The organism is Flavisphingopyxis soli (genome assembly GCF_007995095.1).
Lineage (GTDB): Bacteria > Pseudomonadota > Alphaproteobacteria > Sphingomonadales > Sphingomonadaceae > Flavisphingopyxis > Flavisphingopyxis soli.
Genome location: NZ_VOPY01000001.1, coordinates 1,195,129 through 1,214,464, shown reverse-complemented (window position 1 = coordinate 1,214,464; position 19,336 = coordinate 1,195,129). Strand labels below are relative to the sequence as shown.

Here is a 19,336-nt window from a genome sequence, read left to right as displayed (position 1 = left end):
ATGGTGCGCGACAGCGCTTGCGTTCTTGCATATCGGGGACGGCGTCTTTATCCGCCAGCGCGATTATCGTTTTGCCGGATCACGCTTATTATGAAAATTCTCGTCACAGGAGCCGCCGGTTTTATCGGCTCGCAAGTCGCGGGCCAGCTCGCCCGGCGTGGCGATCATGTCATCGGCATCGACAACCTCAACGATTATTATTCGGTCCAGCTCAAGCGCGACCGGATCGCGCACCTCAAGCGACACAATGGCAACGCGTTCGAATTTCTCGAGATCGACTTTGCCGACAATGCTGCGCTCGTCGCCGCACTGGCGGAGCACGATTTCGATGCGATCTGCCACCTCGGCGCGCAGGCCGGGGTGCGCTATTCGATTGAAAACCCGCACAGCTATGTCCAGTCGAACCTGGTCGGCCATCTCAACATGCTCGAAGTGGCACGCGATCGAAAGATCCCGATGACCTATGCATCGTCGTCGTCGGTCTATGGCGGCAACACGCAATTGCCGTTTCGCGTCGAGGACCGCGTCGATCGGCCGTTGGCGCTCTATGCCGCGACCAAGAAGGCCGACGAGCTGATGAGCGAGGCCTATGCCAACCTCTATCGAATCCCGCTGACGGGCCTGCGCTTCTTTACCGTCTATGGGCCGTGGGGCCGACCCGACATGGCGATGTGGCTGTTCACCAAGGCGATCTTCGCCGGTAAACCGATCAAGGTTTTCAACAACGGCGACATGCGCCGCGATTTTACCTATATCGACGACATCGTCGCCGGGATCGTGGCGTGTCTCGATCATCCCCCGCTCGACGATGGCGGCCCGCATGCGGGCGGCAGCATCAACCCGCACCGCATCTACAATATCGGCAATAATCGCTCCGAGCAGCTGATGGATCTGATCGGCCTGATCGAGACTGCCTGCGGCAAGGAAGCGATCAAGGAGATGCATCCGCTCCAGCCGGGCGACGTCAAGGACACGTTCGCCGACATCTCGGCAATCAGCACCGACCTGGGCTTCGAGCCCAAGACGACGATCGCGCAGGGCGTACCGCGCTTCGTATCGTGGTATCGCGACTATCACGGCGTCTGACGTGGCCAGGGCAATCCAACCGAATGATCAAGGAATAGACATGCGCATTGTCGTTATTGGACTCGGCTATGTCGGCCTTCCACTGGCGGTCGCGCTCGCGCGGCATTTCGACATCTGGGGTCTCGACATCGACACGCGCCGGATCGACGAACTGCGTGGCGGCCACGACCGCACCGGAGAGGTCGATAATGACAAGCTGTCCGCGAGCAGCCTCCAATTGACCAGCGATGCCGATGCCTGCCCCGCTGCCGACGTCTATATCGTGACCGTACCGACCCCGATCGACGGCGACAACAACCCCGATTTGCGTCCCGTCGAGGGCGCGACGCGGATGATCGCCAAAATGATCGCAGGCGAAAATCGCAAGCCCGTGATTGTCTACGAAAGCACGGTCTATCCCGGCGTCACCGAAGACATCTGCGGACCGTTGCTCGAAGCGCAGTCGGGACTGACGAGAGGCGAAGACTTTTTCCTCGGCTATTCGCCCGAGCGGATCAATCCCGGCGACCGCGAACACACCGTCGATCGCATTACCAAGGTGATCGCCGGCGAGAACGCGGAAATTACCGAACGTCTCGCCGACATTTACGGACGCGTCACGAGCGGCGGCGTCTATCGCGCCGCGTCGATCAAGGCGGCCGAGGCGGCCAAGGTCATCGAAAACACGCAGCGCGACATCAACATCGCCTTCATGAATGAGCTGGCGCGGATCTTTGACCGCATGGACCTGTCGATCTGGGACGTGCTCGATGCCGCCGGAACGAAGTGGAACTTCCTCCCCTTCCAGCCCGGCCTCGTTGGCGGCCACTGCATCGGCGTCGACCCGTTCTATCTCAGCCACCGCGCCCAACAGCTCGGCTATGATCCGAAACTGATCCTGGCGGGACGCACGATGAACGATTCGATGGCGCATTGGATCGCCGACCGGATCGACAGCGGAATTAGGCGCAAGCACGCGCGCATCCTGTTCCTCGGTGTGACCTTCAAGGAAAATGTTCCTGATCTGCGCAATTCCAAGGCCGCCGATCTTGCCCGGAACCTGGCAGCGCACGGTCATGAGGTTGTCATCCACGACCCGCTGGCCGATCCGCAGGAAGCGGAGAATGAGCTGGGGGTCGGGATATTCTCCGAACTGCCCCAAGGCCCCTTCGACTGCGTCGTCGGCGCTGTGCCGCACGAGGCTTTCGCTCCGGTCAATCCCGCCGCGCTTGGCGCGCTGCTCACGCCCGGTGGACTGGTTGCCGATATCAAGCGCATGTGGCACGCGGACGAGGTTACCGACCGTGACCTGCGGTACTGGACGCTGTAAGCAGGCGATTCAACGTCCTACGTTCGTCATGACAATAGAGAAAAGATTGCCAATCGGACGATTGGCTTGCTAAGTTTTGAGCATTGCGACGCCGCGTATCGACGGCACGTAAATTTGTTCGTTTCAGGAGTCGCCAAGCCAGTGTTCGATTTCTCCCGCCTCGGCCTGTCGGTCGTGTTCGCCAGCCTGTTTTTGCTGCTCGTCGGCTGTTCGTCGCCTCGCGGCGATATTCCGGTCAATCCAGCAAGTTTCGGCGTGGCCGATCCCACCCCAGTCGTTCAGACCGACACCGATTATCGCATCAACGCGCTCGACAAGTTCAAGATGACGGTGTTCCGCGTTCCCGACCTGACGGGTGATTACCAGGTCGAATTGTCGGGAATCGTCAATCTGCCGCTGATCGGTTCGATCGCGGCGGCTGGCATGACCAGCGACCAGCTCACGACGCGGATCGAAAATGCGTACGCCGCCCGTTATATTCGCGATCCCCGGGTGACGATCCAGCTGACCGAGATCAAGCAGCAGCAGGTCCTGGTCGGCGGCTCGGTCAAGCAGCCCGGCCTCTATGAAGTCATCGGCGCGTCGAGCCTGCTGCAACTCGTTTCGCGCGCGTCGGGCCCTGATGAATACGCCAACAGCAGCCGCGTCGTGGTCTTCCGGACGATCGACGGTCAGCGCAACGTCGCGGCATTCAACTACAAGCGGATTGCAGCCGGGCTCGACCCCAATCCGACGATCTATCCCGGCGACGAGGTCCTGATGGACGGATCCGCGCTGAAGCGCACGCTCCACGATGCTTTATCGATCGTGCCGTTGCTTGGCATATTCCAGATCGCTACCGGTTTTTGACGAGGGTCTCTGTCGAGATACCGACTGCGGTGTCCAACAAAACCCTTCCTGATTTCGAGGTTATGTAATGAACGAAGCAGCGGCGACAGGTGCGATGAGGCCGATCAACGGCCCCGAACAGAACGCCGCCTTTTACCAGGGCGGCGACGATAGCGGCACGCCGATGATCGCATTGCAGATGCTTGCGACGGCCAAACGTCATATGTGGATCATTGCCGGTTTTGGCCTGGCAGGGCTTCTGTTGGGCCTCGCTCTCGCGTTGGTTACGCCACCCCAGTACGAAGCGACCGCCCGCCTTCAGGTCAATCCGGAGCCAACCAAGGTGCTCGACAAAGGCGATGTGCGGCAGTCCGTTCAGCGCGATATCACCACCGACCAGACCGCCTTGGGCCTGCTCGAGGCGCGATCGCTGGCCGAGCGCGTCGTGCGCGACCTCAATCTAGCCGGCGATAGCGAATTCGTCGATCAGTCGCTGCCGCGCGATACGCGTCTCAAGATCGCTGCCGCGGTCGTCAGTGGCAATCTGGAAGTCGCGCCCGTCCGGCAAAGCCGCCTCGTCGACCTTCATTTCACTTATGGACAGCCGGCCAAGGCTGCCCAGATCGTCAACGCAGTGGCGGACAATTTCATCCAGGCCAATCTCGACCGCCGTCTCGAACAGACCGCGTTCGTCCGCAAGTTCCTAGAGGGCCAGTTGCAGACGATTCGTGACCGACTTGAATCGTCGGAGAAGTACCTGCTCGCATTCGAGCGCGAGAAGGGCATCGTAACGATCCAGGGAAACAGTGCCGACGGCACGCTGACCTCGCAATCGATCAGCAACGTCGAGCTCAAATCACTCGCTGAAACACTGGCCGAGGCACAGCAGCGCAGGATCGCCGCCGAACAGAAGCTGCGCAACATGTCGCGTGCACCTGTAAGCGACAGCGCGGTAACAGACCTGCGCGGCGAGTTGGCCAAGCTGCGGACGCAGGAGGGCGAACTGGCCAAGACATTCCTGCCTGGCTACCCCGAACTGGGATCGGTCCGCGATCGCATTGCCGCAACCGAAAAAGAAATAGCCAAGACCCAAGCAACCCAGGGCGGCGAACGTACGTCGACCTATCGCGCCGAATATCTTACCGCGCTTGGCGAAGAGCAGGAACTCGAACGCCGACTCGATGCGGTCAAGGCATCGATGCTGCGCGAACGCGGCGAAGGCGCACAATACACCATCCTGTCGCGCGACGTCGATACCAACCGCGAACTGTATGACGCCCTCCTGCAACGCTACAAGGAAGTCGGCGTCGCGGGCAGCGTCGGCGACAATGAAGTCGCCGTTGTCGATCGTGCCCAGGTCCCGGGCAGCCCCGTGTGGCCGATCATTCCGCTCAACCTTGTCGTCGGGCTGGCACTCGGACTGATCGCCGGTTTTGTCGGAAGCTTCGGGTACGATCTCCTCCACGAGCGCATTTCGGGTCCTCGAGACGTCGAAAGCCGATTGGGATTGAAAGCCTTGGGCACCGTTCCGCTGGTCAACGACGACACGCCAATCGCAAAACTGCTCAACGATCCGAAGTCTCCGATTACCGAAGCCTATCTCAACATCGCCAACGTCCTGCGCCTGGCAACAAGCCATGGCATACCCAGGACGCTGGTCGTTACCAGCACCCTGCCCGAAGAAGGCAAATCTTCGACCTCTTATGGGCTGGCACGCAGCTTTGTCAGAGCGGGTAAGCGCGTCCTGCTGGTCGATGCGGATTTGCGGCGTCCCACCTTCCGCGTCGAAGGTTCGCACAAGAGCGTCGCCGGCTTGTCGAACCTGCTGACCGGAACTGCGACGATCGACCAAGCTATCGTCGCGGGCGATCATGGCGTTTCGCTCATCCTGACGGGCGGTGCCCCGCCCAATCCATCGGAACTGTTTTCGGGCGAGCGCATTCGCGAGCTGGTCAGCGAACTTGCCGAGCGCTTCGATGTCGTCGTGTTCGACGCCCCGCCCCTGCTCTCGCTGGTCGACGCACCCGCGCTGGCATCGATGTGCGAAGCGACCATCTTGATTGTTCAGGCGAACAAGATCCGCGTTCCGCACGTGCAGAATTCGCTCGCCGCGCTGCGTAAGGTCGGCGCCTATGTCGTCGGCGCCGTGGTCACCAAATATGACGTGTCGGAAGACAGCTACAGCTACAATTACGGCTACGGTGACAGCTATGGCTATGGCTATGGTGCAGAAAAGGATTCGGCTTCGCATGCTGACTCGGCCCGCTGGATCAACTCGCGCCGCCAGGATCAGTAATGGACCAGCCCTTATCCGGCGCCCGTTCGTCGTCTGTCCTAATTCGCCGGATATTCGTTAGCTGTTTCGCCGTCGTCCTGATTGCGCTGGTGGCGCGCAACATGCTGGTCCAGATCGCCGTCAACAGCCACGTTTCCTTGGGGCTGAGCAAGCTGGTCTGGCCGTCCGAGGGCGCCCTCGATCTCCTCGACGAGAACCTTGTCGTGCAGGACATCGACTGGAAGAAGCACGACCCCAATACAGTTTTTGCCGTCGCCAGCGAGGCACACAGGCTCGATCCTCTCGACAACTGGCCGTTCATGCTTGCGGGATCGATGTTCGAACGGATCGGGGATACCGAGAAGGCGATTACCCTGTTCGAACGATCGGTTCGGCTTGATCCGCGTTCGCCGGCTCCCCGGCTTCACCTGATTAAGAACCTCATCGAGGCGCGTCGCGCCAACGACGCGGTAACCCAGATCGTTCGACTCGCGCGCCTACGTCCCGATCAGGACAAGCTTCTCCTAAAGGCCCTCGTCGTCCTTTTGGTGCGCGATCCGGAACATAAGCTGATTTCAAGGCTCAATGCTTACCCCGATGTTCGCAAGAGGTTTTTGGCGCAAGCTAGCCAGGTCGCCGAAGCCGAGCCCTTCATGACGGAGCTGCTCAACCAGCCCGGGGTGGACAAGCAGATTCGCTGGGACCAAATTGATCGACTGGCGCAACGCGGTAGCATCGAGACCGCCTATGCAATTTGGCGGCGCTCGCCGGACGCACAAAAGTCGGGCAACGTTTTTGATCCCCATTTTCAAGGCCGGCCGGGTCCGGCAGCATTTCGTTGGCAGCTCATCAACAACAGCGGGGTGGTTGCGGAATTCACACACGAGAATGCGGCCGGCCCGGTCGCGCTCGACGTCGAAGTGTTTTCCGATACGATTGTCGAGGCAACTCAACAGACGGTTCGGATGGCGCCGGGGTCTCACCGCCTGACAATTGTCGGCAAGGCAATCGACGTTCCCGAAATCGGAGGGACGATGCGCTGGGATGTGAGCTGTGCGGGTGACGATCGACCGTTAGCCCGGATAGTTTTCGCGATGACCGCAAAGCCCGCGACGAAACAAACCAGTTTCTCGATACCCGCGAGCGGTTGTGCGTTTCAGAACATTACCTTGAGCGGCATTCCTGAAGTCGGTTCGCAACCCTTCCGTATGCGCTTTTCCCGCATCGCCATCGATTAGGATTGTCCGCCTTGTTAAATACAAAGCATCTGAAGACCGCGCTCCTGCCTGCCTACCTTGTGCTGTGCCTGCTGCTCGGCGGCGCCAGTGCGGCGGGGTTCGTCGGCAATGCGGTGTTGCAAGTGATCGCGGTCGCGATTCTCGCCAGACTGTTTTGGACCCCTAAATCCGTCGAACACTCGGCCAATGCACCGCTTGACGCACGTCTCCTGTATGTGGCGTTCGCGCTGGCCGTCGCGTGGGTGTTGATCAGTTGGATTCCACTCCCCCCCGTTATCTGGCATGCCTTGCCCGGTCGCGGTTCGGTCGAAGAAAGCGACGCGTTGCTGGCAATGACCGACAATTGGCGTTCGATCAGCATTCAGCCGACGGAGGCGCTGGTTTCTATATTCGCCTTATTGCCGCCTTTCGCGGTTTTGGCGCTGACGTTGCGCGCGAGCGAACGATCGCGCGAAGCGACGCTCTGGAGTATTATCGGCTTTGCCGTGCTGAGTTCACTGGTCGGTCTCATCCAGCTCTCGCAGGGAATGTCAGGACCTGCCTATTTCTATGCAATCACCAACTACGGCACTTCGGTCGGCTTTTTCGCCAACAGCAACCATCTCGCGACGCTGTTCCTGATCGCCCTCGTTCTGTCGGCCGAAATGCCTTTTGGTCAACGTGCTGACCGGCGCGGCAACGGTCTCGCTTGGCAGGTTCTGCGCGCGGTAGTTTTCCTGTTTTTCGTCATCAACCTGATCCTCAACAAGTCGGTCGCGGGCTATGGATTGAGTATTGCGGCGGTGGCCTACTGGTTGTTGCGTAACGATCGAGTTCGTACGGCAATCCGGCTTTCCTTGCCTCGATTGATGGCTTTGTCCGCGATCGTTGCTGGAGCGGTTTTGGCCAGCATCTGGCTGTTGTCGAACCGACTGGCGGGTTTGGCGTTCGATCCGCTCAAGGGAGAAGAACGCGTCGATTACGTGCGCAATACGTGGCACATGATCGTCGATTCCTTTCCCGTCGGATACGGGCTGGGTAGCTTTCGCTGGAGCTATGCAGGCATCGAACCGATCGACCGCGTGACGACGGTTTTCGTCAATCATGCGCATAACGATTATCTCGAACTGTTATCCGATTTCGGGCTCGTCGGCCTGGCGTTGCTGGCAATTTTCGGATTGTGGTTCGTCCGCCGGATCCGCTGGCTGGCGACAACGCGCGTAACCTACCCGCAATATTGCTTGGCCGCCGCGATGGGAATTGTCCTCGTCGCCGCGCATAGCATCGTCGATTATCCGATCCGAACGGCTGCGATCGCGACGATCTTCGCATTTCTGGCTGCTTGCATCGCCCGTCCCGTAGTCCCGGTCGATGAGACACGCCACCGATCGCGCCGCCGACGCGCCTAATCGGTCACTGCGAACCGAGATTCAGTGCGTCGGAGCCATATCCGCCAGTGCAACGCGATAGGCATCGAAGACGCGTTGCTCGGCAAATTCTGCCTCGACCTTGAGCCGCGCCGCGCTGGCCATTGCTATCCATTGTCCATCGTCGAGCTTCAGCAGCTTTTCCATCGCCGCGGCGAGCGAAACGGGATCGCGCGCCGCACAGAGAAAGCCGTTGACCCCGTCATCGACGATTTCGCGGCACCCCGGAACATCGGTCGCGATGACCGGTCGCGCCAAAGCGCACGCTTCAAGCAATACGCGCGATGTGCCTTCGCGATACGAAGGCAGGACCACAGCGTCGGCGGTGGCAATCATTGCGCGCACGTCCTCGACTGGCGGGTGATAGTCGATCAGCCCTTCGGCTACCCACGCGTCGACTTCGCTGCGCGTGATCGCCGTGCGGTTGGCGACGTCGAGAAATCCCAGGAGTCCGAAACGAGCTCTAAGTCCGCGCGCCTTTAACAGGCGGGCCGCTGCGACGAATTCGCGCACGCCCTTGTCGCCGAGCAACCGCGCAATCATGAGGAAATGGCCTTTTTCGCGCAAGTCCGGCTCGGCTGTCGCAAAGCGGGCAAGGTCAATGCCAGAGCCGGGCAGAAGGCAAGTCTGTCGCTCGCGGACCATTGATCGTTCGACGAACAGGTCGCGATCGGTTGCGTTCTGGAAAAATACCGTCCTCGCCCGCGCTAGTCCGAACCGGTAGAGGCCACTGACGACTTTGGTTAGCATGTTATCGCGGATGAAGGCGGTGCCCAGACCCGAAATATTGGCGATTGCGGGTATGCCCAGACTTCGTGCTGCCAGCCCGCCATAAATATTGGGCTTGATCGTCCAACCGAGAAAGGCATCGGGGCGGACCGTCCGCATGATATCGCGATAAGCAAGAAAGGTGCGTAAGTCGGCTATCGATGAGAGCCCCTTGGCATCGATCGGCATCGGAACGAACCGGATGCCGAGGCGTGCCAGCTGAGCCTCGCTATCGCGGTCGTTCGGCGCGCAAACCACGATCGTCCACCCGTCGGATTGCAGCGCGGCAATCAGCCCCATCCGGAAATTGACAATATTCCATGCGATATTGGCCGATAAAAGGAGTGTATTACGGGAAGCCGGCACGGGATCAAGTTCCCGATAAGACAGAATAATATGGCACCCAGGCGCCGGCATTGTCGGCAAAGTTAAGCCAGATGAGCTGGATCGTTACGCAATAGGCGACGACCGCCATGATCATCAGTCCCGACCTGCGCAGTGGAATGTTCAACGCTTGCGGCAAATAGCCGAAAACATAGATCTGAATCGGAGAAAACAACAGGCCGAGGCGATCGACGACGGTAGACGACGGGCTCAACGGCAGGATCACCGCGAGGCCGATCGAGGCCATGCTGATCAACATCCATATCTTCTTTTCGAGCAGTGAGACCGGCAACCGGTCCTTCACATAGAGAAACACGATCGCAGGGCCGACATTCATCAAGATCCGGACTAGAGCTCCGCTGGATGCATATCCGGCGTCGATATAGCCGTCCTGGACTTGCTCAAATCGCTCGGTCCCACTCAGCAGGAAATATCCGGCGACTGCCAGAATGAACATGATGACGATCGTCCAGGGAAGATTACGAACATATGCAACGGCAAGAAACGGGACCATGATCAGAGCGCTGACATGGAACGCGGTCGCCATAACGAGATAGACGAAGGCCACCCCGCTGCGCTTGTCGATCAGTGCGTTGATGGCGAACAGGATAAACCCGATCGCCGCTGCCTGCCGGACGTAGCCCATGCCGACCACGATCAGAAGATACGGCACGGCTGCAGTTATCGCCAGCCAGGGATGTTGCGTCCGCCTCGCCAAGCGAAGCACGCCGAGTGAGAGAATTCCGGAACAAATGAAGTTCATGACGCCGATACCCAGCCCGAGGCGCGTCATTACCCATGTCGTCATTCCGAAACCGACATCGGTTTCGAACAGCGCTTCGAGGAAGTTGTCTTCGCGGACCCGATCAATCATATTGATATACGCAAACCAATCCCCGCCGACTTGGTAGCGCAGGCCCGAAATCAGGTTATAAAACACCCAGAACACGACCATCAGGAAGCCGCCGATGAACACGGTGTTCGACTGTGCGCGACTGGTGCCACCTCGTGTGCTGGCCTCTTGTCTGCGCAATCCGACCAGCGCCAAAAATGCGGGCAGCGCCAACAAGAGCCAATAGATCAGCATAGGCCAAGGAATCCCGGGCGGACGGTAAAGGGTTGAAATCGTCTCGCGGCGCGGCAAGCGATAGGGCAAGCCCCATCGCTACTCAAGTCCGTACTGGTCCCTAGATGTAGCGCTGTGCGGGAGTCGGAACTGCCCGCGGCGATTGAAAAACGTTGCCTGGAATGGACGGCGGTAGCGGTCGCGACATTGCCAATATCGCAGCTCGACGCTATCGATCGCAAACTAGGTCCGCCCGCTCGCCGACATCGCATTTTGCTTTAGAACTACAGTGATGAGGTCGATCATGTGCGGAATCGCCGGTTTGATTGCTCCGCGTCCGATCTTTGCGGAAACCGGTTGGGCAATGGCCGATGCGCTCGCCCATCGTGGCCCCGATGATCGCGGCCTCTGGACCAGCGACGACGGGCACGTTGCCCTGGGCCACCGGCGGTTAGCGATCCTCGACCTATCAAGCGCCGGCCATCAGCCGATGACCTCGTTCGACGAACGCTATGTCACCGTTTATAACGGCGAGATCTATAATTTCCGCTCACTTCGCCGAGACCTCGAAACCGCTGGCGCCGCGCCCGCGTGGCGCGGCCATTCGGATACCGAGGTCCTGCTCGCGGCGATCGCGCATTGGGGATTTGCCGACACGCTCGCCCGCCTCGAAGGCATGTTCGCGATCGCGCTGTGGGACAAGGCCGAACGCCGCCTGTCGCTGGCGCGCGACCGCTTCGGCGAAAAGCCGTTGTATTATGGTTGGACCGCTGCCGGTTTTGCGTTCGGCTCGGAGCTCAAGGCGCTCACCGTATTGCCCGGGTTTGACAACCCGATCGATCCCGCTGCACTGCGTGTCATGCTGGGGCGCGGCTATATCCCGGCTCCGCTCAGCATCTACCGTGGAATCTTCAAGCTCGAGCCCGGAACGTGGATGTCGATCACGACCGACGCCGCTCAATCTCACCGCCGGTCCGCCCCGACACTCGAGAGCTCTGACGGCCTCACCATCCAGCGCTATTATGATCATGCGGACGTCGTCGCCGCAGGCGCTGCGCAGCCATTTTCGAGCTATGACGCCGCGAAGCAAGCGGTCGGCGACAGCCTGGCCGGGGCAATCGAGAAGCAGCTCGTCGCCGATGTCGGCGTCGGCGCCTTCCTATCGGGCGGCATCGATTCCTCGCTAATCACCGCACTCGCTGCGAGAGCGTCCGATACGCCGGTCAAGACATTCACGCTTGGATTTCGCGAAGCCGATTTCGACGAGGCGGGCTATGCCAGACGCGTCGCGGCGCACCTCGGCACCGATCATTACGAACATTATGTCGGGGCAGAAGACGCGCTCGCGGTCATTCCCTCGCTGGCGCAGATCTATGACGAGCCGTTCGCCGACAGTTCGCAAATCCCGACGCACCTGGTATCCCATATCGCGCGCGCGCATGTCACCGTCGCGCTGTCTGGCGACGCGGGCGACGAACTGTTCGGGGGTTACAACCGTCACCGCTATTTCCCATCGCTGTGGCGCAAATTCGCTCCCCTCCCCTTGCCAGTACGCCAGGCCGGCAATGCAATCGGCGGCCCCGCCCTCGCCGGCCTGTGGGTCGCCGCAGCGCGGGTGCGCGGCGCGCGGCGTCCCCGCCAACTCGGCGAACGGTTGCGGACCGCGCTCGCGATCTTTGCCCGCTCGCGCGATTTCGACGGAATGGTCGGCCTGTTCCTCGACCACTGGTCTCTCGGCGAGGATCCGGTCGCTGCCGACTATGATCGATCGTCGATCCCGCCGCTCGCGATCGATCCGGCGTTGCGCCACCTGCCGCTCGAAACGGGCATGATGGCGCTCGATGCATCGAGCTATCTGCCCGGCGACATCCTGTGCAAGGTCGACCGCGCGGCGATGGCGGTCAGTCTTGAAACGCGTGTGCCGTTCCTCGATCCGCACGTTGCGGCCGCCGCCGCACGCATGCCCGCAGCGATGCAGTTCGATCGCCGCGGCGGAAAGCGCGTCCTGCGCGACCTGCTTGGCGAACACGTCCCGCGCGACCTGTTCGAGCGGCCCAAGGCGGGCTTCGCGATACCCGTCGGCGAATGGCTACGCGGGCCGTTGCGCTATTGGGCAGAGGATCTTCTGTCGGTTGCCGCGCTGGGCGAATGCGGCCTGCTCAATCCCGCGCCGATCCGCCAACGCTGGCAGCGCCACCTCTCAGGCCATAGCGATGCGACAGAGGCCTTGTGGCCGGTGCTGATGTTCCAGGCGTGGAACCGCGCACGCTGAAGCCTCAGGCTTCAACCGAATAGATCAGACCTTCCCACGCAACGATGACGCGTTCGGTGCTGAATTCGGCGACGGATGCCGGTGCGGCATCCCCCAGCCTGACCCGCAGAACTGCATCTCCCATCAGCCGCCGAAGCCCATCGGCAAAAGCAGCTATACGGTCCGGCCCGCCAACGAGGATCCCGTTTACCCCATCGACTACAAGCGCGTTGGTTCCTGGGCAGTCGGCAAATCCGACCACCGGCAGGCCGTGCGCGAACGCTTCGGCAGTAACGAGGCCAAAGCTTTCGTACGACGATGGCAAGGCGAACATCTGAGCCGCAGCATATTCGCTTGCGACATCCGACACCGCGCCGGCCAGATCGATCCGGTGCGACATGCCGAGATCGGCGATCTGTCGTTCGAGCGCCGGGCGCAAATCGCCTTCGCCGACGATCCGCAAGTCCCAGTCGGGAAACTCGCTCGCCAGTTGCGCGAACGCAGCAATCAACGTTCGCTGATCCTTCTGTTCGGCAAGGCGGCCGACGGTCAGTACGCGCTTGCGCACAGCGCCGCGCGTATCCGCCATCGCGCCGGGCGACGCGCTGACCGGATTGGGAATCACGCGCATCCGCCGCGCCACTGCGGGTGGGTAGGTGTCGCGCGCGGTCGGAGAAACAGCCGTCATCGCCGCGAACCAGGGCGCCGCGACCCGCAACAGCGCGCCTTCCAGCGGGCGCGTTCGAAAATGATCGTAGACGATATGATCGCTGGCGATCAGCGGCGTTTTCGTCCCCACCAGCGCCGCGACCATGGGAATATAGATCGAGTGCATGAAGCCGACAGCGACATCGGGGGCGAAGCTTTTGATCGCACTGCGCAAGCGCGGCAACCGAGTCAGCGTTTCGCGCAGCCCCGTCGGCTTGTGGGTTTCGCCGACCCCCAACCGGACTCGCTCGATCGCCGGATCGAGCGCATAAAAGTCAGGGGTTTCTGCCCGATCATAGCTGACGATGACGACGCTATGACCACGCGCGGCCAAGCCGTTGGCGACATCGGCCAAGACACGTTCGGCGCCGCCGCCCTGCGCACCCATGGCCTTGATCGCAAAGGCGATACGCCGGCGCTCGCGAGCATCCCTCGGCGAACCGCCCAGCCGATCGGCACACGGATCGGGCACGCCTCGCCTATCCTTGCTTGCGAAAAGCCATGCAGCGCATGTCCGAAGTCCGCGTACGATATGCAGCGTAAGCCTGCTCGTCATAGCCGCCGCGGAACAACAGATAGTCGTGCGTCATGACGGGTTCGAGCCCTGCTTTGGCAAGGATTGCGGCGATCTTGTCCCATTCGATGTGATCGTCGGGCCAGACGTGTATATCGCCTTCATTGGCGTGGCGGGGATCGAACAGCCGCCAGATCTTGTGGACGTAATTCGACGGCACGAACCACTTCTTCCAGTCATAGGGCTTCGCACGGGCATAGAACTCGTCGAGCACCGGATCGCCCTGCCAGTACCGCTCATGCTGTTCGTGATCGAGATAGACCACCCCTCCGGGTGCGACGACGCGACCGAATTCGGCAATTGCGCCGAGATAGTCGGGAACGTGGTGGAGGACCGAATAGGTCGCAATGAAATCGACGCTGCCGTCGTCCAGCTCGGCCAGGTCCTCGCCATTAAGTTGCAAGACCGACAGCTGGCTGGAGCTAAATCGCTTTTGCACCAGTTCGAGAAATTTGGGCGAAACGTCGGCGGCAGTGACGGCGAAACCGAGCGCTAGAAGGTGGCGCGTCAAATTGCCCGAACCACAGCCGAAATCGAGCGCAGTTGGCCGGGTAGCCGAACTGGTCATCAGCCCCTTGGCCTCGCCCAGCGCGGCGGCCAGGCGCGCCTGCTCGATCGGATTGAAGATTTCGCCATGGCGCGCGTCGTATTGTTCGGCAATGCGGTCGTGCACCGCAATGTTGCTGTCGATATGCTGGCGCTGCTTGTCCATAGTCGTGCCGTCGTCCCTGTTGGTAATCCCGATAATCGCGGCAGTCCTAACGCTATCGCTGCCCGCTGCCCAGTGGCTTGCGCCCCAGCAACTGATCGTAAAGTGCGGCCTGGTCACGATCGGCTGTCTTGGGGTCGAGCATCGCCATCGCGCGGTCGCGCACTGCATCGCCGTAACGCCGCGCCATATCGGGATTGTCGAGCAGCCGTTCGATCGCATCGGCGAGTTTTTCGATGTTGAGATATTCGACCAATTCGCCGGTCTTGCCGGTTTCGACAATCTCGCCGTGCCAGTCGATATCGTAGGCGACGAGCGGGGCCCCACCCAGCGCTGCTTCTCCGAGCGCGCGGCCAGTCAGCGGCGAGACCACCATCGATACGTGAGCCACGACGCGAGCAATCCATTGCTGGTCGCGATTGCCCGCGAACACGATCCGATCGGCAATTTCCAATCGGTTCGCAAGCTCTTCGAGATCATCGCGTCCGACCCCGTCACCGACCAGGATGGCGGTCACTGGCCGGCCGCGCTGTTTCAGCAGGGCGACAGCCGAAACGACATGATCAACCAGCTTGAGCGGTTCAAGCCGTGACAGAACGGCCAATGTATCATGTCCCGTAATGCCAAATTCGGCCAACGCCTCGGCCCCTCCCGTACGGCTTTCGGGCACACTGAAATGATCTTCATGCAGTGCATTGCCGAGCCTGAATATCGCGATACGGTCGTCCTTTACACCACAGTCGGTGACGAATTCACCGTTGTTGGCGTTCTGAACGATGATTTGGTCGGCGCGACGCAGAACAAAGCGCTCGACCGCCTCTTCGACCGCAACCTTGCGGAAGATTCGCGGCATCAATGGCCGGCCGGTCACTTTCCGGACGGCGCCGGGATTGCCCCACACGCCGACCATCAGCGGCAACCGCCGCAGGCGAGACATCAGCCATGCGCACAAGCCGTTATAATGCGGGTCCTCGGAACGGACGATGTCGATCCGTTCCCGCCCGATCAACCGCCACAGGACCACGAACAGGTCAATCTGGGCCAGAAGAAAATTGATATTCTGAAAGCGCCGAAGCGCAGCGAAACGGCCTATTCGCCCTTCGATCATCGTATGACTTGGCGCCAGCTCGTAGAATTGGGGGCGACCGAACCGCTCGGCCATCGTTTCGTCGACCAGGAGCGACGCGACCGGATGACAGGTCCAGATATGGTTGAAGTAGCCGTTCAAGCCCTTTCCGGTAACCAGAATTTCGATTTTGCGGTGTATCAAAATCTCATACGTATAGGCAGAGTCGAAAACCAGCATCCGCGGACCGAACACTGCGGCACCGGGGTCATTATCGGTCGGAAAATTGGCCATGTCTGATTAACAACCTGATTGTCAAAAACGGGATTTGTGCGAATCGCGGCGATCGCCAGGACCAATACGAGCCGTTAAAGCATTTCATCGAGATGATCGGCCAGTTTTCGTGCCGGCTTCAGCAATTCTTGCTTCATCCGCGCGATATCCCCAACCACACTGACCGCTGGCTTGTCCGCATTGGTTTCGAAGACCGGCGTGCGGCCGACTGCTTGGCCGATCATTTCGGCAATCTCGCGGAGCGACAGAACATCTGGTCCGCCGACGTTGAAGGTGGCGGAGCCGTCGATGGAAAGCGCCGCGATCACCGCTTTCGCCGCATCGGTCGCATGGACCGGGTTGATCCTCAGTCCGTCCTCTCCGTCGATCGTGATCGGTCGCCCCTCGCGGACATTGTCGACCAGCCGCGGGATCAGCATCGAACGTTTCTGGCCGGACCCGTAAGCGAAAAATATGCGCAACACCGCGACATTCATAAAGGCAGCGTAATTGTGCGCCAATATCTCGCCGATGATCTTGGTCGAAGGGTAAAATCCTAACGAACCACTGGCCGGAATCACCACGTCCTCGCGCATCGCGTCATTGGACAGGCCGTAGACGCCCCCGCTCGATGCCGAGACAAAGTGCGTCGCACCGGCGCGCCGGGCATAATCGAGCAAGATCAGCAACGCGCGAACATTGACGTCGAAAATGGCCAGCGCCTTGTCGGGAAAGTCTCGAAAATCGGGCGACTGCGACAGGACGATCACGCCATCGATCTGCCCGGGAAGGCCCGATGTGTCGAATTCGGTCGTCAGGTCGATTTTATGCACGACTGCATTGCCTGGCAGATCGACAACATCGCCGCGGGCGAGGACGTGAACCTCTTCGTATTGGCCCGATAACGCAAGCAGGTGGCTCCCGACCAATCCGGTGGCCCCGGCTATGATAATCCGCTTCACAACAAGCTCCTCAAACTCCTTGGTTCGAACATCGAACGGTTCAGAATTCCGGTGGCAAAGGCCCCTAACAAGACCAGCGCTGCGACGCCGATCTTGATCATGAACGCCCTAGCGGTCAACGCGCCTAGGTCTACGAGCGGCAGGGCGGCCGTGATGCCTACGATAAGCAGGCAATAGACCAGCTTCCTCCCCTCGAGGGCAATGGGATGGAGCCGCTGGTTCCAAACCAGATAATAAAGTGCCAGCAAGCCGTAAGTGATGAGCGTGGCAAGTGCCGCGCCCATCGCCCCGTATTGCCGGATTAGCCATAGATTTAAGACAAAGTTGATAAGCGCGGCGAGACACGTCCCTATTGTCCCCAAAGTGGTTCGCTTGCTTAGGATTATCCCAAGCGACGATACAGGTATCGTTCCGTACAACACCATGCCTGACGCCATGACCGGCAACATGATCGCGGCGGGCCAGAAATCGGCCGGGGTAAAGAGCATCAGTGCCTCGCGGGAAAAAAGGGCTATGCCCAAACCTACGAAACTCAAGACGAAGAACCATAGCGCGAAAACCTTGCCATATAATGTGCTATGTTCGGGATCATCGCGAAACAGACGGATAGCGAACGGTGTCCACGCTTGCGCAAATGCCGCGATCACAAAGCTTACGATCGTGGCATATTTAGCCGCTACACTGAAAAGGCCAAGTTCCAATGACGAGCTTAAATCGGCAATCATCCAACGATCTATTGATGTATAAATCCAGTGAGCGACGCTGCCGAAAGTCAGTGGGAAACCAAAGGCAAACAGACTCCGCGTAAGCGGCAGATGCAATTTCCAGCCGAGATCGCGGTGAATCAGCCACAGACCCAAGGGGACAGCCATCGTCGTACCAAAAACCACCCCTAAAAATAGCCCGGGTAATCCAGCATCGAACCTGATCACGAGCACGAGCGCTAACGCAGTGCCCAGAACATTTTTGGCGAAGGCCAGCAGGGCGAACCGCAGCGGTGTGAACTGCATACGCAGCACGTCGAGGCAATATTGCAGGAGCTGGTCGGGAATGACATTGGCAATCGCGAGGACCAACAACAATTGAGAAATGCCATAGCCGGCCAAGGTTGCCTTAGCGAATAATACGCACACCGCGATCGCCAACGTGACGACCGCGATGCTAGAAACGAAAATCTGGGCCAACCCGGTCGAAACTATGACGGCCGTTCCAACGTCGTCTGAAAAATCATCGAAATAAAAGCGTTGCACAGCCTGGTTAACGCCAAGATTGGCGAAATATCCGAGCAGAGTAGCCGATACGCTAAGCAACGCCCATAAGCCAAAATCAGCCACCGAAAAATGGTGGGCGTAGAAAGGAAAAGCAGCAAACGCGATAAATTTAAAGATGAATTCGCTTGAGCCGTATATCGCTATGTCTTTGCCGAGCCGTTGAGCGTGAGCCATGGCTTAATCCCTGCCCAATCCATTATCCCCTGTGTACCCGCAAGCTTAGTTATGCGCAGCGGCATTAGCTTACTCTCGCGAAAAATAGAGATAATCTCTTACCCACGGTGCTGGGTCTTCACTGCGCATCTTGATGGTATATCCCACCGATTCCAGCTTGGCACGCACCTCGTCACGCGTACGAAGTTCGTCCGGTCCACCTAGATCGGCAATAAAATCATGGCACGAAAAACACCCGCGTTTGAGGTCGGCGAACAACCTGTTCATTCCCAACACGGCCAAACGCTCGGCACCCTCAATGTTCATCTTGACGAAGCTTACACCGTCCAATCCTAATTCGTGGATCAACGAATCCAGCGACGACGCCGCCACCGCTATATTTCCGCTCAACATAATAGAACTCGCGACATGGTGCTCGGCGGTGCCAATCAACGCCTCTCCATCGGTATCAATGATCGCTCGCTGAACCGCGGTAACATTTTTCAGGCCGCTTCGATCTATCGTGCCTTCAAGACAAGCGAACGTCTCGGGGTGGGCTTCAATCGCGATCACACGTCCGGTCTCTCCAACCAATCGCGAAAAAATGACCGCATCGTCGCCAACCCCTGCTCCGACATCGATGATCGTGTCACCTTCTTTTGGCAGGTAATCCCAACACCATAGGTCCATTACGCGCCTCTCAACCGTCTCAAAACTCTCCAAATGGATCGACGAGTTGACAAAAGTTGCCTCGGGCTGAATGTTCAACCACCTGCCCGCCCCATCCACACGAAAGGTTTTATCCGGATGAAGCCAGGTGGCAAACTTAGCGAGATGAGGACGGAGCGTCGGACTATCCATCCGCGACAAAAGGTTGAAAGCCTTGACCAGTATCATCAGTGAATAACTCTCTTGCGATAAGGCGGCCTGCCTCAGTTAAGTTCGAATCTGCGAGCTGAAACGGCCCGATTTCGGTATGCCCGTTCATCACGCATAAAAGTTCGTATCA

At 59.6% G+C, this 19,336-nt stretch carries 15 protein-coding genes; 7 read left to right on the top strand and 8 right to left on the bottom strand.

The window, feature by feature from the left end:
- Positions 1 to 90 precede the first annotated feature (90 nt).
- The 6 genes from FSZ31_RS06020 (at position 91) to FSZ31_RS05995 (ending at position 8,124) form a co-directional block, all read left to right on the top strand.
- Entirely contained in the window at positions 91 to 1,086 is a 996-nt protein-coding gene (locus FSZ31_RS06020; RefSeq protein ID WP_147122228.1) for a GDP-mannose 4,6-dehydratase, read from the top strand.
- A 40-nt stretch (positions 1,087 to 1,126) separates the two neighbouring features.
- On the top strand, positions 1,127 to 2,395 hold the full coding sequence (locus FSZ31_RS06015; RefSeq protein ID WP_147122226.1) for a nucleotide sugar dehydrogenase: 1,269 nt from the start codon (positions 1,127 to 1,129) through the stop codon (positions 2,393 to 2,395).
- A 141-nt stretch (positions 2,396 to 2,536) separates the two neighbouring features.
- The gene (locus FSZ31_RS06010; RefSeq protein ID WP_147122224.1) at positions 2,537 to 3,244 is read left to right on the top strand and encodes a polysaccharide biosynthesis/export family protein; all 708 of its coding nucleotides are present in this window, start codon (positions 2,537 to 2,539) and stop codon (positions 3,242 to 3,244) included.
- A 67-nt stretch (positions 3,245 to 3,311) separates the two neighbouring features.
- On the top strand, positions 3,312 to 5,519 hold the full coding sequence (locus tag FSZ31_RS06005) for a GumC family protein (protein WP_147122222.1): 2,208 nt from the start codon (positions 3,312 to 3,314) through the stop codon (positions 5,517 to 5,519).
- Positions 5,519 to 6,736: a tetratricopeptide repeat protein gene (locus FSZ31_RS06000; RefSeq protein ID WP_147122220.1), complete on the top strand. Its 1,218-nt coding sequence runs from the start codon at positions 5,519 to 5,521 to the stop codon at positions 6,734 to 6,736. The genes FSZ31_RS06005 and FSZ31_RS06000 overlap by 1 nt, the downstream gene beginning before the upstream one ends.
- A gap of 11 nt (positions 6,737 to 6,747) precedes the next feature.
- A complete protein-coding gene (locus tag FSZ31_RS05995; protein WP_147122218.1) occupies positions 6,748 to 8,124 on the top strand; it encodes an O-antigen ligase family protein in 1,377 nt (458 codons plus the stop codon).
- Between the two features lie 21 nt (positions 8,125 to 8,145).
- Here FSZ31_RS05995 and FSZ31_RS05990 read toward each other — a convergent pair whose 3' ends face one another.
- On the bottom strand, positions 8,146 to 9,327 hold the full coding sequence (locus FSZ31_RS05990; RefSeq protein WP_147122216.1) for a glycosyltransferase family 4 protein: 1,182 nt from the start codon (positions 9,325 to 9,327) through the stop codon (positions 8,146 to 8,148).
- Positions 9,281 to 10,381, bottom strand: a complete 1,101-nt coding sequence (locus FSZ31_RS05985) for an EpsG family protein (protein WP_147122214.1) — start codon at positions 10,379 to 10,381, stop codon at positions 9,281 to 9,283. Before FSZ31_RS05985 ends, FSZ31_RS05990 begins: the two co-directional genes overlap by 47 nt.
- A gap of 271 nt (positions 10,382 to 10,652) precedes the next feature.
- On the opposite strand from FSZ31_RS05985, the gene asnB reads away from it, so the two are divergent.
- On the top strand, positions 10,653 to 12,632 hold the full coding sequence (gene asnB, locus FSZ31_RS05980; RefSeq protein ID WP_328592390.1) for an asparagine synthase (glutamine-hydrolyzing): 1,980 nt from the start codon (positions 10,653 to 10,655) through the stop codon (positions 12,630 to 12,632).
- A gap of 4 nt (positions 12,633 to 12,636) precedes the next feature.
- On the opposite strand, the gene FSZ31_RS05975 is transcribed toward asnB, so the two are convergent.
- The 6 genes from FSZ31_RS05975 to FSZ31_RS05950 form a co-directional block, all read right to left on the bottom strand.
- A complete protein-coding gene (locus FSZ31_RS05975) occupies positions 12,637 to 13,791 on the bottom strand; it encodes a glycosyltransferase family 4 protein (protein WP_161595961.1) in 1,155 nt (384 codons plus the stop codon).
- A gap of 7 nt (positions 13,792 to 13,798) precedes the next feature.
- Positions 13,799 to 14,605: a class I SAM-dependent methyltransferase gene (locus FSZ31_RS05970; RefSeq protein WP_161595960.1), complete on the bottom strand. Its 807-nt coding sequence runs from the start codon at positions 14,603 to 14,605 to the stop codon at positions 13,799 to 13,801.
- Positions 14,606 to 14,657: 52 nt separating this feature from the next.
- Positions 14,658 to 15,962, bottom strand: a complete 1,305-nt coding sequence (locus tag FSZ31_RS05965; RefSeq protein WP_147122208.1) for a glycosyltransferase — start codon at positions 15,960 to 15,962, stop codon at positions 14,658 to 14,660.
- A 74-nt stretch (positions 15,963 to 16,036) separates the two neighbouring features.
- Positions 16,037 to 16,903: an NAD-dependent epimerase/dehydratase family protein gene (locus FSZ31_RS05960; protein ID WP_147122206.1), complete on the bottom strand. Its 867-nt coding sequence runs from the start codon at positions 16,901 to 16,903 to the stop codon at positions 16,037 to 16,039.
- Positions 16,900 to 18,348: an oligosaccharide flippase family protein gene (locus FSZ31_RS05955; protein WP_147122204.1), complete on the bottom strand. Its 1,449-nt coding sequence runs from the start codon at positions 18,346 to 18,348 to the stop codon at positions 16,900 to 16,902. Before FSZ31_RS05955 ends, FSZ31_RS05960 begins: the two co-directional genes overlap by 4 nt.
- A gap of 69 nt (positions 18,349 to 18,417) precedes the next feature.
- Positions 18,418 to 19,224 (bottom strand): FkbM family methyltransferase, encoded by an 807-nt coding sequence (locus FSZ31_RS05950; protein WP_147122202.1) that lies wholly within the window; start codon positions 19,222 to 19,224, stop codon positions 18,418 to 18,420.
- Positions 19,225 to 19,336: the final 112 nt, after the last annotated feature.

What these genes read in the sequence shown, in the direction of transcription:
- FSZ31_RS06020 (WP_147122228.1), top strand. Translation starts at nt 91, where the DNA reads ATGAAAATTCTCGTCACAGGAGCCGCCGGTTTTATCGGCTCGCAAGTC.
- FSZ31_RS06015 (WP_147122226.1), top strand. Translation starts at nt 1,127, where the DNA reads ATGCGCATTGTCGTTATTGGACTCGGCTATGTCGGCCTTCCACTGGCG.
- FSZ31_RS06005 (WP_147122222.1), top strand. Translation starts at nt 3,312, where the DNA reads ATGAACGAAGCAGCGGCGACAGGTGCGATGAGGCCGATCAACGGCCCC.
- FSZ31_RS06000 (WP_147122220.1), top strand. Translation starts at nt 5,519, where the DNA reads ATGGACCAGCCCTTATCCGGCGCCCGTTCGTCGTCTGTCCTAATTCGC.
- FSZ31_RS05990 (WP_147122216.1), bottom strand. Translation starts at nt 9,327, where the DNA reads ATGCCGGCGCCTGGGTGCCATATTATTCTGTCTTATCGGGAACTTGAT.
- FSZ31_RS05985 (WP_147122214.1), bottom strand. Translation starts at nt 10,381, where the DNA reads ATGCTGATCTATTGGCTCTTGTTGGCGCTGCCCGCATTTTTGGCGCTG.
- asnB (WP_328592390.1), top strand. Translation starts at nt 10,653, where the DNA reads ATGAGGTCGATCATGTGCGGAATCGCCGGTTTGATTGCTCCGCGTCCG.
- FSZ31_RS05970 (WP_161595960.1), bottom strand. Translation starts at nt 14,605, where the DNA reads ATGGACAAGCAGCGCCAGCATATCGACAGCAACATTGCGGTGCACGAC.
- FSZ31_RS05965 (WP_147122208.1), bottom strand. Translation starts at nt 15,962, where the DNA reads ATGGCCAATTTTCCGACCGATAATGACCCCGGTGCCGCAGTGTTCGGT.
- FSZ31_RS05955 (WP_147122204.1), bottom strand. Translation starts at nt 18,348, where the DNA reads ATGGCTCACGCTCAACGGCTCGGCAAAGACATAGCGATATACGGCTCA.
- FSZ31_RS05950 (WP_147122202.1), bottom strand. Translation starts at nt 19,224, where the DNA reads ATGATACTGGTCAAGGCTTTCAACCTTTTGTCGCGGATGGATAGTCCG.